This window comes from Tenacibaculum sp. 190130A14a (assembly GCF_964048965.1).
In the GTDB taxonomy this organism is placed as follows: Bacteria; Bacteroidota; Bacteroidia; order Flavobacteriales; family Flavobacteriaceae; genus Polaribacter; species Polaribacter polynesiense.
Window position 1 is genome coordinate 2,807,641 of the sequence record NZ_OZ040189.1, and the last position, 16,390, is coordinate 2,824,030.

At 40.4% G+C, this 16,390-nt stretch carries 1 protein-coding gene (cut by a window edge); it reads right to left on the minus strand.

The window, feature by feature from the left end; all coding sequences use genetic code 11:
* Positions 1-16,390, minus strand: the 3' portion of a protein-coding gene (locus ABNT22_RS13150; RefSeq protein WP_348727112.1) for an Ig-like domain-containing protein. Its footprint extends 14,495 nt past the window's final position; only the last 16,390 of its 30,885 coding nucleotides appear in the window; its start codon lies beyond the right edge, outside the window; it ends in the stop codon at positions 1-3.

Below are 16,390 nucleotides of genomic sequence, written 5' to 3' on the forward strand. Positions count from 1 at the left end.
TTACCTGTTAATATAAATCCAACCTTTTCTTACTTTAGAACCATTTCCTAAATCTAAGATATAGAAATATGTTCCAACCGGCAATTTATCATCTACATTAATATTTACTCTTCCATTTGATATTCCTTCAAACCTCTTGTCGGCTTCAATATTAGAATATCCCTTCATCTTAAATACTGTGTTACCCCAACGGTTAACAATTTCTATAGTATTGTTTCTATACTCTGGATTATCAATACAAGGAATGTGTAAATATTGGTTGGTATCATCTCCATTTGGACTAATGATATAATTTTCATCTTTGATACAACTATCATCAATAGCATCTCCAAATCCGTCTAAACCATCAACACTATCAGCAATTCCATCTCCATCTTCATCTGTACCAGTATCTGTTACAACTCCTACTCCTCCACTAACAGGATCTGTTGGATCTGTATCATTTACATCTGTATTTCCATCATCTCCAAAGTTCAGAACGTCATCGTCAACTTCATCTAAGATTCCGTCACCATCCGTATCAATACCGTCAATAACACCATTTCCATCTGCGTCATCGTTACCTCCTTCTTCAACATCATTAACTCCATCATCATCACTATCTAAATCTTGGTAATCAGGAATTCCATCTCCGTCACTATCTGTATTATCAGGTTCTCCATTTGATCCCTCACCAAATACACTATCATCAGCATCAACGCTATCTACAATTCCATCTCCATCTGCATCTACACCATCTGCAATACCATCGTTATTAACATCTACGTTTTCATCTTCAATTACGTCGTTAATACCATCGTTATCACTATCTAAATCTTTGTAGTCAGGAACTCCATCTCCATCTGTATCTGGCTCCTCATTTGCATCTACAGATCCATCTGCTTGTCCGTCATTATTAGCATCTGCAAAGTCAGAATCATTCGCATCAATAACGCCATCTCCATTAGTATCTAAAGCTCCGTTTCCTCCTTCATCAACATCTAAAATACCATCATTATCACTATCTAGATCTAAGCTATCTGGAATACCATCTCCATCAGTATCGTCATTTCCTTCATCAATATCTGGAATACCATCATTATCATCATCAACATCATCAATATCTGCAATTCCATCTCCATCGGTATCAATAGCATCTCCAAATCCATCTAATCCATCAACAGGGTCAAGAATACCATCTCCATCTGAATCTCCACCAGAAAGAACTCCATTACCTCCACTATTTGGATCAATTGGGTCAGAATCATTATCAGGATCATTTGCATCTCCATGTCCATCTAATCCATCAACACTATCAGCAATTCCATCTCCATCAGAATCTACATCTGGATTATCTACTTGACCATCTCCATCAGTATCATCATTACCACCTTCTTCAACATCATTTACTCCGTCATTATCACTATCTAAATCTTGATAATCTGACACTCCATCTCCATCACTATCAACAACATCTTCCGTTCCTGAGTCTCCTTCTCCAAATCCTGATGTATCACCATCAATACTATCTGCAATACCATCTCCATCGGTATCTGCACCTCCAGTATCATTAGCATCTATAACTCCATCATTGTTAGTATCAGATGAACCATTTCCGTTCTCAATAACATCATTGATTCCATCGTTATCACTATCTAAATCCTGGTAATCCGGTACTCCATCTCCATCTGTATCTGGCTCTTCATTTACATCTACAGATCCATCTGCTTGTCCGTCATTATTAGTATCTGCAAAACCTGAATCGTTCGCGTCAATAACTCCATCATTATTAGTATCTAATACTCCATTTCCTCCTTCATCAACATCTAAAATACCATCATTATCACTATCTAAGTCTAAACTATCTGGTACTCCGTCACCATCTGTATCACCATTTCCTTCTGCAACATCTGGAATTCCATCATTATCGTCATCTACATCATCAACATCTGGTATTCCATCTCCATCTGTATCAGTAGCTATAGTTAATTCATCCGTAGTTACATCTGAACTTGTATTTCCTGCAGCATCTGTAGCTTCTACTGTTACATCATACGTTCCTTCTGGAATCTCATTTCCTGCTGGAATGTTTAATGTCCATGTTCCATCTCCATTATCTACTAAGTTACCATCTCCTTCTGTATACGTTACTCCGTTTACTGTTACGGTAATCGTATCTGCCGAATCTGCAGTACCTGTGATTACTGGTGTAGTATCATTAGTAACTTGACTGTTTACTGTTGGTACTGTTGGTGCAGTAGTATCAATGATTAATTCATCTGTTGTTACATCTGAACTTGTATTTCCTGCTGCATCTGTAGCTTCTACTGTTACATCATACGTTCCTTCTGGAATCTCATTTCCTGCTGGAATGTTTAATGTCCATGTTCCATCTCCATTATCTACTAAGTTACCATCTCCTTCTGTATACGTTACTCCGTTTACTGTTACGGTAATCGTATCTGCCGAATCTGCAGTACCTGTGATTACTGGTGTAGTATCATTAGTAACTTGACTGTTTACTGTTGGTACTGTTGGTGCAGTAGTATCAATGATTAATTCATCTGTTGTTACATCTGAACTTGTATTTCCTGCTGCATCTGTAGCTTCTACTGTTACATCATACGTTCCTTCTGGAATCTCATTTCCTGCTGGAATGTTTAATGTCCATGTTCCATCTCCATTATCTACTAAGTTACCATCTCCTTCTGTATACGTTACTCCGTTTACTGTTACGGTAATCGTATCTGCCGAATCTGCAGTACCTGTGATTACTGGTGTAGTATCATTAGTAACTTGACTGTTTACTGTTGGTACTGTTGGTGCAGTAGTATCAATGATTAATTCATCTGTTGTTACATCTGAACTTGTATTTCCTGCTGCATCTGTAGCTTCTACTGTTACATCATACGTTCCTTCTGGAATCTCATTTCCTGCTGGAATGTTTAATGTCCATGTTCCATCTCCATTATCTACTAAGTTACCATCTCCTTCTGTATACGTTACTCCGTTTACTGTTACGGTAATCGTATCTGCCGAATCTGCAGTACCTGTGATTACTGGTGTAGTGTCGTTAGTAACTTGACTGTTTACTGTTGGTACTGTTGGTGCAGTAGTATCAATGATTAATTCATCTGTTGTTACATCTGAACTTGTATTTCCTGCTGCATCTGTAGCTTCTACTGTTACATCATACGTTCCTTCTGGAATCTCATTTCCTGCTGGAATGTTTAATGTCCATGTTCCATCTCCATTATCTACTAAGTTACCATCTCCTTCTGTATACGTTACTCCGTTTACTGTTACGGTAATCGTATCTGCTGAATCTGCAGTACCTGTGATTACTGGTGTAGTGTCGTTAGTAACTTGACTGTTTACTGTTGGTACTGTTGGTGCAGTAGTATCAATGATTAATTCATCTGTTGTTACATCTGAACTTGTATTTCCTGCTGCATCTGTAGCTTCTACTGTTACATCATACGTTCCTTCTGGAATCTCATTTCCTGCTGGAATGTTTAATGTCCATGTTCCATCTCCATTATCTACTAAGTTACCATCTCCTTCTGTATACGTTACTCCGTTTACTGTTACGGTAATCGTATCTGCTGAATCTGCAGTACCTGTGATTACTGGTGTAGTATCGTTAGTAACTTGACTGTTTACTGTTGGTACTGTTGGTGCAGTAGTATCAATGATTAATTCATCTGTTGTTACATCTGAACTTGTATTTCCTGCTGCATCTGTAGCTTCTACTGTTACATCATACGTTCCTTCTGGAATCTCATTTCCTGCTGGAATGTTTAATGTCCATGTTCCATCTCCATTATCTACTAAGTTACCATCTCCTTCTGTATACGTTACTCCGTTTACTGTTACGGTAATCGTATCTGCTGAATCTGCAGTACCTGTGATTACTGGTGTAGTGTCGTTAGTAACTTGACTGTTTACTGTTGGTACTGTTGGTGCAGTAGTATCAATGATTAATTCATCTGTTGTTACATCTGAACTTGTATTTCCTGCTGCATCTGTAGCTTCTACTGTTACATCATACGTTCCTTCTGGAATCTCATTTCCTGCTGGAATGTTTAATGTCCATGTTCCATCTCCATTATCTACTAAGTTACCATCTCCTTCTGTATACGTTACTCCGTTTACTGTTACGGTAATCGTATCTGCTGAATCTGCAGTACCTGTGATTACTGGTGTAGTATCGTTAGTAACTTGACTGTTTACTGTTGGTACTGTTGGTGCAGTAGTATCAATGATTAATTCATCTGTAGTTGAATCAGGACAAGAATCATCATTTACTGAAACATCATACGTTCCTTCTGGAATCTCATTTCCTGCTGGAATGTTTAATGTCCATGTTCCATCTCCATTATCTACTAAGTTACCATCTCCTTCCGTATACGTTACTCCGTTTACTGTTACTGTAATCGTATCTGCTGAATCTGCAGTACCTGTGATTACTGGTGTAGTGTCGTTAGTAACTTGACTATTTACTGTTGGTAGTAGATTACTATCATAATTATAAACTTGAGTAGCAGTACTAGTATTTCCATTTCCATCATCAAACGTCCAAGTAATTGTAGTACTTCCTCCATCTACAAAATTCAGGGTATCTGTTGTAGTTCCAGTTATAGTTCCTCCACAAGCATCGGTAGTTGTTGGAGCAATTAAAGCTACATTACATCCCACTGTAACAGCTGATAAAGTAGGTACTACTGGTGCAGTTGTATCTGCTATGTTAATTGTATGAGTAGTTGTCTCTGCATTTCCACACTCATCAGTAATAGTATAGGTTCTTGTGATGACTACAAGGTTAGGTAAAGTTCCTGCTACACTTGAATCACTACTAGTTACTGTTAAGTTAGCATCCGTAGTACATGTATCTGATATTGTTAAGCCTAAACCTTCTAAAGCTGCAACGGTAGTTACGGCAGCTGGTGCTGCACTTACATCACATCCCTCTACCGTAGTAGCAGTGATACTTCCGGTTACACTTGGTGCTGTTGTATCATCAATATTTATTGTGTGAGTTGCTGTCTCTGCATTTCCACACTCATCAGTAATGGTATAGGTTCTTGTGATTACAATCGGACAAGTACCTGTACTTGAATCACTACTTGTTACTGTTAAGTTAGCATCCGTAGTACATGTATCTGATATTGTTAAGCCTAAACCTTCTAAAGCTGCAACGGTAGTTACCGCAGCTGGTGCTGCACTTACATCACATCCCTCTACCGTAGTAGCAGTGATACTTCCGGTTACACTTGGTGCTGTTGTATCATCAATATTTATTGTGTGAGTTGCTGTCTCTGCATTTCCACACTCATCAGTAATAGTATAGGTTCTTGTGATTACAATCGGACAAGTACCTGTACTTGAATCACTACTAGTTACTGTTAAGTTAGCATCCGTAGTACATGTATCTGATATTGTTAAGCCTAAACCTTCTAAAGCTGCAACGGTAGTTACGGCAGCTGGTGCTGCACTTACATCACATCCCTCTACCGTAGTAGCAGTGATACTTCCGGTTACACTTGGTGCTGTTGTATCATCAATATTTATTGTGTGAGTTGCTGTCTCTGCATTTCCACACTCATCAGTAATAGTATAGGTTCTTGTGATTACAATCGGACAAGTACCTGTACTTGAATCACTACTTGTTACTGTTAAGTTAGCATCCGTAGTACATGTATCTGATATTGTTAAGCCTAAACCTTCTAAAGCTGCAACGGTAGTTACGGCAGCTGGTGCTGCACTTACATCACATCCCTCTACCGTAGTAGCAGTGATACTTCCGGTTACACTTGGTGCTGTTGTATCATCAATATTTATTGTGTGAGTTGCTGTCTCTGCATTTCCACACTCATCAGTAATGGTATAGGTTCTTGTGATTACAATCGGACAAGTACCTGTACTTGAATCACTACTAGTTACTGTTAAGTTAGCATCCGTAGTACATGTATCTGATATTGTTAAGCCTAAACCTTCTAAAGCTGCAACGGTAGTTACGGCAGCTGGTGCTGCACTTACATCACATCCCTCTACCGTAGTAGCAGTGATACTTCCGGTTACACTTGGTGCTGTTGTATCATCAATATTTATTGTGTGAGTTGCTGTCTCTGCATTTCCACACTCATCAGTAATGGTATAGGTTCTTGTGATTACAATCGGACAAGTACCTGTACTTGAATCACTACTAGTTACTGTTAAGTTAGCATCCGTAGTACATGTATCTGATATTGTTAAGCCTAAACCTTCTAAAGCTGCAACGGTAGTTACGGCAGCTGGTGCTGCACTTACATCACATCCCTCTACCGTAGTAGCAGTGATACTTCCGGTTACACTTGGTGCTGTTGTATCATCAATATTTATTGTGTGAGTTGCTGTCTCTGCATTTCCACACTCATCAGTAATGGTATAGGTTCTTGTGATTACAATCGGACAAGTACCTGTACTTGAATCACTACTTGTTACTGTTAAGTTAGCATCCGTAGTACATGTATCTGATATTGTTAAGCCTAAACCTTCTAAAGCTGCAACGGTAGTTACCGCAGCTGGTGCTGCACTTACATCACATCCCTCTACCGTAGTAGCAGTGATACTTCCGGTTACACTTGGTGCTGTTGTATCATCAATATTTATTGTGTGAGTTGCTGTCTCTGCATTTCCACACTCATCAGTAATAGTATAGGTTCTTGTGATTACAATCGGACAAGTACCTGTACTTGAATCACTACTAGTTACTGTTAAGTTAGCATCCGTAGTACATGTATCTGATATTGTTAAGCCTAAACCTTCTAAAGCTGCAACGGTAGTTACCGCAGCTGGTGCTGCACTTACATCACATCCCTCTACCGTAGTAGCAGTGATACTTCCGGTTACACTTGGTGCTGTTGTATCATCAATATTTATTGTGTGAGTTGCTGTCTCTGCATTTCCACACTCATCAGTAATAGTATAGGTTCTTGTGATTACAATCGGACAAGTACCTGTACTTGAATCACTACTTGTTACTGTTAAGTTAGCATCCGTAGTACATGTATCTGATATTGTTAAGCCTAAACCTTCTAAAGCTGCAACGGTAGTTACGGCAGCTGGTGCTGCACTTACATCACATCCCTCTACCGTAGTAGCAGTGATACTTCCGGTTACACTTGGTGCTGTTGTATCATCAATATTTATCGTGTGAGTTGCTGTCTCTGCATTTCCACACTCATCAGTAATGGTATAGGTTCTTGTGATTACAATCGGACAAGTACCTGTACTTGAATCACTACTAGTTACTGTTAAGTTAGCATCCGTAGTACATGTATCTGATATTGTTAAGCCTAAACCTTCTAAAGCTGCAACGGTAGTTACGGCAGCTGGTGCTGCACTTACATCACATCCCTCTACCGTAGTAGCAGTGATACTTCCGGTTACACTTGGTGCTGTTGTATCATCAATATTTATCGTGTGAGTTGCTGTCTCTGCATTTCCACACTCATCAGTAATGGTATAGGTTCTTGTGATTACAATCGGACAAGTACCTGTACTTGAATCACTACTTGTTACTGTTAAGTTAGCATCCGTAGTACATGTATCTGATATTGTTAAGCCTAAACCTTCTAAAGCTGCAACGGTAGTTACGGCAGCTGGTGCTGCACTTACATCACATCCCTCTACCGTAGTAGCAGTGATACTTCCGGTTACACTTGGTGCTGTTGTATCATCAATATTTATCGTGTGAGTTGCTGTCTCTGCATTTCCACACTCATCAGTAATGGTATAGGTTCTTGTGATTACAATCGGACAAGTACCTGTACTTGAATCACTACTAGTTACTGTTAAGTTAGCATCCGTAGTACATGTATCTGATATTGTTAAGCCTAAACCTTCTAAAGCTGCAACGGTAGTTACGGCAGCTGGTGCTGCACTTACATCACATCCCTCTACCGTAGTAGCAGTGATACTTCCGGTTACACTTGGTGCTGTTGTATCATCAATATTTATCGTGTGAGTTGCTGTCTCTGCATTTCCACACTCATCAGTAATGGTATAGGTTCTTGTGATTACAATCGGACAAGTACCTGTACTTGAATCACTACTTGTTACTGTTAAGTTAGCATCCGTAGTACATGTATCTGATATTGTTAAGCCTAAACCTTCTAAAGCTGCAACGGTAGTTACGGCAGCTGGTGCTGCACTTACATCACATCCCTCTACCGTAGTAGCAGTGATACTTCCGGTTACACTTGGTGCTGTTGTATCATCAATATTTATCGTGTGAGTTGCTGTCTCTGCATTTCCACACTCATCAGTAATGGTATAGGTTCTTGTGATTACAATCGGACAAGTACCTGTACTTGAATCACTACTAGTTACTGTTAAGTTAGCATCCGTAGTACATGTATCTGATATTGTTAAGCCTAAACCTTCTAAAGCGGCAACGGTAGTTACGGCAGCTGGTGCTGCACTTACATCACATCCCTCTACCGTAGTAGCAGTGATACTTCCGGTTACACTTGGTGCTGTTGTATCATCAATATTTATTGTGTGAGTTGCTGTCTCTGCATTTCCACACTCATCAGTAATGGTATAGGTTCTTGTGATTACAATCGGACAAGTACCTGTACTTGAATCACTACTAGTTACTGTTAAGTTAGCATCCGTAGTACATGTATCTGATATTGTTAAGCCTAAACCTTCTAAAGCGGCAACGGTAGTTACGGCAGCTGGTGCTGCACTTACATCACATCCCTCTACCGTAGTAGCAGTGATACTTCCGGTTACACTTGGTGCTGTTGTATCATCAATATTTATCGTGTGAGTTGCTGTCTCTGCATTTCCACACTCATCAGTAATAGTATAGGTTCTTGTGATTACAATCGGACAAGTACCTGTACTTGAATCACTACTAGTTACTGTTAAGTTAGCATCCGTAGTACATGTATCTGATATTGTTAAGCCTAAACCTTCTAAAGCGGCAACGGTAGTTACGGCAGCTGGTGCTGCACTTACATCACATCCCTCTACCGTAGTAGCAGTGATACTTCCGGTTACACTTGGTGCTGTTGTATCATCAATATTTATCGTGTGAGTTGCTGTCTCTGCATTTCCACACTCATCAGTAATGGTATAGGTTCTTGTGATTACAATCGGACAAGTACCTGTACTTGAATCACTACTTGTTACTGTTAAGTTAGCATCCGTAGTACATGTATCTGATATTGTTAAGCCTAAACCTTCTAAAGCTGCAACGGTAGTTACGGCAGCTGGTGCTGCACTTACATCACATCCCTCTACCGTAGTAGCAGTGATACTTCCGGTTACACTTGGTGCTGTTGTATCATCAATATTTATCGTGTGAGTTGCTGTCTCTGCATTTCCACACTCATCAGTAATAGTATAGGTTCTTGTGATTACAATCGGACAAGTACCTGTACTTGAATCACTACTAGTTACTGTTAAGTTAGCATCCGTAGTACATGTATCTGATATTGTTAAGCCTAAACCTTCTAAAGCGGCAACGGTAGTTACGGCAGCTGGTGCTGCACTTACATCACATCCCTCTACCGTAGTAGCAGTGATACTTCCGGTTACACTTGGTGCTGTTGTATCATCAATATTTATTGTGTGAGTTGCTGTCTCTGCATTTCCACACTCATCAGTAATGGTATAGGTTCTTGTGATTACAATCGGACAAGTACCTGTACTTGAATCACTACTAGTTACTGTTAAGTTAGCATCCGTAGTACATGTATCTGATATTGTTAAGCCTAAACCTTCTAAAGCGGCAACGGTAGTTACGGCAGCTGGTGCTGCACTTACATCACATCCCTCTACCGTAGTAGCAGTGATACTTCCGGTTACACTTGGTGCTGTTGTATCATCAATATTTATCGTGTGAGTTGCTGTCTCTGCATTTCCACACTCATCAGTAATGGTATAGGTTCTTGTGATTACAATCGGACAAGTACCTGTACTTGAATCACTACTAGTTACTGTTAAGTTAGCATCCGTAGTACATGTATCTGATATTGTTAAGCCTAAACCTTCTAAAGCGGCAACGGTAGTTACGGCAGCTGGTGCTGCACTTACATCACATCCCTCTACCGTAGTAGCAGTGATACTTCCGGTTACACTTGGTGCTGTTGTATCATCAATATTTATTGTGTGAGTTGCTGTCTCTGCATTTCCACACTCATCAGTAATAGTATAGGTTCTTGTGATTACAATCGGACAAGTACCTGTACTTGAATCACTACTAGTTACTGTTAAGTTAGCATCCGTAGTACATGTATCTGATATTGTTAAGCCTAAACCTTCTAAAGCGGCAACGGTAGTTACGGCAGCTGGTGCTGCACTTACATCACATCCCTCTACCGTAGTAGCAGTGATACTTCCGGTTACACTTGGTGCTGTTGTATCATCAATATTTATTGTGTGAGTTGCTGTCTCTGCATTTCCACACTCATCAGTAATGGTATAGGTTCTTGTGATTACAATCGGACAAGTACCTGTACTTGAATCACTACTAGTTACTGTTAAGTTAGCATCCGTAGTACATGTATCTGATATTGTTAAGCCTAAACCTTCTAAAGCTGCAACGGTAGTTACCGCAGCTGGTGCTGCACTTACATCACATCCCTCTACCGTAGTAGCAGTGATACTTCCGGTTACACTTGGTGCTGTTGTATCATCAATATTTATTGTGTGAGTTGCTGTCTCTGCATTTCCACACTCATCAGTAATAGTATAGGTTCTTGTGATTACAATCGGACAAGTACCTGTACTTGAATCACTACTAGTTACTGTTAAGTTAGCATCCGTAGTACATGTATCTGATATTGTTAAGCCTAAACCTTCTAAAGCTGCAACGGTAGTTACGGCAGCTGGTGCTGCACTTACATCACATCCCTCTACCGTAGTAGCAGTGATACTTCCGGTTACACTTGGTGCTGTTGTATCATCAATATTTATTGTGTGAGTTGCTGTCTCTGCATTTCCACACTCATCAGTAATGGTATAGGTTCTTGTGATTACAATCGGACAAGTACCTGTACTTGAATCACTACTAGTTACTGTTAAGTTAGCATCCGTAGTACATGTATCTGATATTGTTAAGCCTAAACCTTCTAAAGCGGCAACGGTAGTTACGGCAGCTGGTGCTGCACTTACATCACATCCCTCTACCGTAGTAGCAGTGATACTTCCGGTTACACTTGGTGCTGTTGTATCATCAATATTTATTGTGTGAGTTGCTGTCTCTGCATTTCCACACTCATCAGTAATGGTATAGGTTCTTGTGATTACAATCGGACAAGTACCTGTACTTGAATCACTACTAGTTACTGTTAAGTTAGCATCCGTAGTACATGTATCTGATATTGTTAAGCCTAAACCTTCTAAAGCTGCAACGGTAGTTACGGCAGCTGGTGCTGCACTTACATCACATCCCTCTACCGTAGTAGCAGTGATACTTCCGGTTACACTTGGTGCTGTTGTATCATCAATATTTATCGTGTGAGTTGCTGTCTCTGCATTTCCACACTCATCAGTAATGGTATAGGTTCTTGTGATTACAATCGGACAAGTACCTGTACTTGAATCACTACTAGTTACTGTTAAGTTAGCATCCGTAGTACATGTATCTGATATTGTTAAGCCTAAACCTTCTAAAGCGGCAACGGTAGTTACGGCAGCTGGTGCTGCACTTACATCACATCCCTCTACCGTAGTAGCAGTGATACTTCCGGTTACACTTGGTGCTGTTGTATCATCAATATTTATTGTGTGAGTTGCTGTCTCTGCATTTCCACACTCATCAGTAATAGTATAGGTTCTTGTGATTACAATCGGACAAGTACCTGTACTTGAATCACTACTAGTTACTGTTAAGTTAGCATCCGTAGTACATGTATCTGATATTGTTAAGCCTAAACCTTCTAAAGCGGCAACGGTAGTTACGGCAGCTGGTGCTGCACTTACATCACATCCCTCTACCGTAGTAGCAGTGATACTTCCGGTTACACTTGGTGCTGTTGTATCATCAATATTTATTGTGTGAGTTGCTGTCTCTGCATTTCCACACTCATCAGTAATGGTATAGGTTCTTGTGATTACAATCGGACAAGTACCTGTACTTGAATCACTACTTGTTACTGTTAAGTTAGCATCCGTAGTACATGTATCTGATATTGTTAAGCCTAAACCTTCTAAAGCTGCAACGGTAGTTACGGCAGCTGGTGCTGCACTTACATCACATCCCTCTACCGTAGTAGCAGTGATACTTCCGGTTACACTTGGTGCTGTTGTATCATCAATATTTATTGTGTGAGTTGCTGTCTCTGCATTTCCACACTCATCAGTAATAGTATAGGTTCTTGTGATTACAATCGGACAAGTACCTGTACTTGAATCACTACTAGTTACTGTTAAGTTAGCATCCGTAGTACATGTATCTGATATTGTTAAGCCTAAACCTTCTAAAGCTGCAACGGTAGTTACGGCAGCTGGTGCTGCACTTACATCACATCCCTCTACCGTAGTAGCAGTGATACTTCCGGTTACACTTGGTGCTGTTGTATCATCAATATTTATTGTGTGAGTTGCCGTCTCTGCATTTCCACACTCATCAGTAATAGTATAGGTTCTTGTGATTACAATCGGACAAGTACCTGTACTTGAATCACTACTAGTTACTGTTAAGTTAGCATCCGTAGTACATGTATCTGATATTGTTAAGCCTAAACCTTCTAAAGCGGCAACGGTAGTTACGGCAGCTGGTGCTGCACTTACATCACATCCCTCTACCGTAGTAGCAGTGATACTTCCGGTTACACTTGGTGCTGTTGTATCATCAATATTTATTGTGTGAGTTGCTGTCTCTGCATTTCCACACTCATCAGTAATGGTATAGGTTCTTGTGATTACAATCGGACAAGTACCTGTACTTGAATCACTACTTGTTACTGTTAAGTTAGCATCCGTAGTACATGTATCTGATATTGTTAAGCCTAAACCTTCTAAAGCGGCAACGGTAGTTACGGCAGCTGGTGCTGCACTTACATCACATCCCTCTACCGTAGTAGCAGTGATACTTCCGGTTACACTTGGTGCTGTTGTATCATCAATATTTATTGTGTGAGTTGCTGTCTCTGCATTTCCACACTCATCAGTAATGGTATAGGTTCTTGTGATTACAATCGGACAAGTACCTGTACTTGAATCACTACTAGTTACTGTTAAGTTAGCATCCGTAGTACATGTATCTGATATTGTTAAGCCTAAACCTTCTAAAGCTGCAACGGTAGTTACGGCAGCTGGTGCTGCACTTACATCACATCCCTCTACCGTAGTAGCAGTGATACTTCCGGTTACACTTGGTGCTGTTGTATCATCAATATTTATCGTGTGAGTTGCTGTCTCTGCATTTCCACACTCATCAGTAATGGTATAGGTTCTTGTGATTACAATCGGACAAGTACCTGTACTTGAATCACTACTAGTTACTGTTAAGTTAGCATCCGTAGTACATGTATCTGATATTGTTAAGCCTAAACCTTCTAAAGCGGCAACGGTAGTTACGGCAGCTGGTGCTGCACTTACATCACATCCCTCTACCGTAGTAGCAGTGATACTTCCGGTTACACTTGGTGCTGTTGTATCATCAATATTTATTGTGTGAGTTGCTGTCTCTGCATTTCCACACTCATCAGTAATGGTATAGGTTCTTGTGATTACAATCGGACAAGTACCTGTACTTGAATCACTACTAGTTACTGTTAAGTTAGCATCCGTAGTACATGTATCTGATATTGTTAAGCCTAAACCTTCTAAAGCGGCAACGGTAGTTACGGCAGCTGGTGCTGCACTTACATCACATCCCTCTACCGTAGTAGCAGTGATACTTCCGGTTACACTTGGTGCTGTTGTATCATCAATATTTATTGTGTGAGTTGCTGTCTCTGCATTTCCACACTCATCAGTAATGGTATAGGTTCTTGTGATTACAATCGGACAAGTACCTGTACTTGAATCACTACTAGTTACTGTTAAGTTAGCATCCGTAGTACATGTATCTGATATTGTTAAGCCTAAACCTTCTAAAGCTGCAACGGTAGTTACGGCAGCTGGTGCTGCACTTACATCACATCCCTCTACCGTAGTAGCAGTGATACTTCCGGTTACACTTGGTGCTGTTGTATCATCAATATTTATCGTGTGAGTTGCTGTCTCTGCATTTCCACACTCATCAGTAATGGTATAGGTTCTTGTGATTACAATCGGACAAGTACCTGTACTTGAATCACTACTAGTTACTGTTAAGTTAGCATCCGTAGTACATGTATCTGATATTGTTAAGCCTAAACCTTCTAAAGCGGCAACGGTAGTTACGGCAGCTGGTGCTGCACTTACATCACATCCCTCTACCGTAGTAGCAGTGATACTTCCGGTTACACTTGGTGCTGTTGTATCATCAATATTTATTGTGTGAGTTGCTGTCTCTGCATTTCCACACTCATCAGTAATGGTATAGGTTCTTGTGATTACAATCGGACAAGTACCTGTACTTGAATCACTACTAGTTACTGTTAAGTTAGCATCCGTAGTACATGTATCTGATATTGTTAAGCCTAAACCTTCTAAAGCGGCAACGGTAGTTACGGCAGCTGGTGCTGCACTTACATCACATCCCTCTACCGTAGTAGCAGTGATACTTCCGGTTACACTTGGTGCTGTTGTATCATCAATATTTATTGTGTGAGTTGCTGTCTCTGCATTTCCACACTCATCAGTAATGGTATAGGTTCTTGTGATTACAATCGGACAAGTACCTGTACTTGAATCACTACTAGTTACTGTTAAGTTAGCATCCGTAGTACATGTATCTGATATTGTTAAGCCTAAACCTTCTAAAGCGGCAACGGTAGTTACGGCAGCTGGTGCTGCACTTACATCACATCCCTCTACCGTAGTAGCAGTGATACTTCCGGTTACACTTGGTGCTGTTGTATCATCAATATTTATTGTGTGAGTTGCCGTCTCTGCATTTCCACACTCATCAGTAATAGTATAGGTTCTTGTGATTACAATCGGACAAGTACCTGTACTTGAATCACTACTAGTTACTGTTAAGTTAGCATCCGTAGTACATGTATCTGATATTGTTAAGCCTAAACCTTCTAAAGCGGCAACGGTAGTTACGGCAGCTGGTGCTGCACTTACATCACATCCCTCTACCGTAGTAGCAGTGATACTTCCGGTTACACTTGGTGCTGTTGTATCATCAATATTTATTGTGTGAGTTGCTGTCTCTGCATTTCCACACTCATCAGTAATGGTATAGGTTCTTGTGATTACAATCGGACAAGTACCTGTACTTGAATCACTACTAGTTACTGTTAAGTTAGCATCCGTAGTACATGTATCTGATATTGTTAAGCCTAAACCTTCTAAAGCTGCAACGGTAGTTACGGCAGCTGGTGCTGCACTTACATCACATCCCTCTACCGTAGTAGCAGTGATACTTCCGGTTACACTTGGTGCTGTTGTATCATCAATATTTATTGTGTGAGTTGCTGTCTCTGCATTTCCACACTCATCAGTAATGGTATAGGTTCTTGTGATTACAATCGGACAAGTACCTGTACTTGAATCACTACTAGTTACTGTTAAGTTAGCATCCGTAGTACATGTATCTGATATTGTTAAGCCTAAACCTTCTAAAGCTGCAACGGTAGTTACGGCAGCTGGTGCTGCACTTACATCACATCCCTCTACCGTAGTAGCAGTGATACTTCCGGTTACACTTGGTGCTGTTGTATCATCAATATTTATCGTGTGAGTTGCTGTCTCTGCATTTCCACACTCATCAGTAATGGTATAGGTTCTTGTGATTACAATCGGACAAGTACCTGTACTTGAATCACTACTAGTTACTGTTAAGTTAGCATCCGTAGTACATGTATCTGATATTGTTAAGCCTAAACCTTCTAAAGCGGCAACGGTAGTTACGGCAGCTGGTGCTGCACTTACATCACATCCCTCTACCGTAGTAGCAGTGATACTTCCGGTTACACTTGGTGCTGTTGTATCATCAATATTTATCGTGTGAGTTGCTGTCTCTGCATTTCCACACTCATCAGTAATGGTATAGGTTCTTGTGATTACAATCGGACAAGTACCTGTACTTGAATCACTACTAGTTACTGTTAAGTTAGCATCCGTAGTACATGTATCTGATATTGTTAAGCCTAAACCTTCTAAAGCGGCAACGGTAGTTACGGCAGCTGGTGCTGCACTTACATCACATCCCTCTACCGTAGTAGCAGTGATACTTCCGGTTACACTTGGTGCTGTTGTATCATCAATATTTATTGTGTGAGTTGCTGTCTCTGCATTTCCACACTCATCAGTA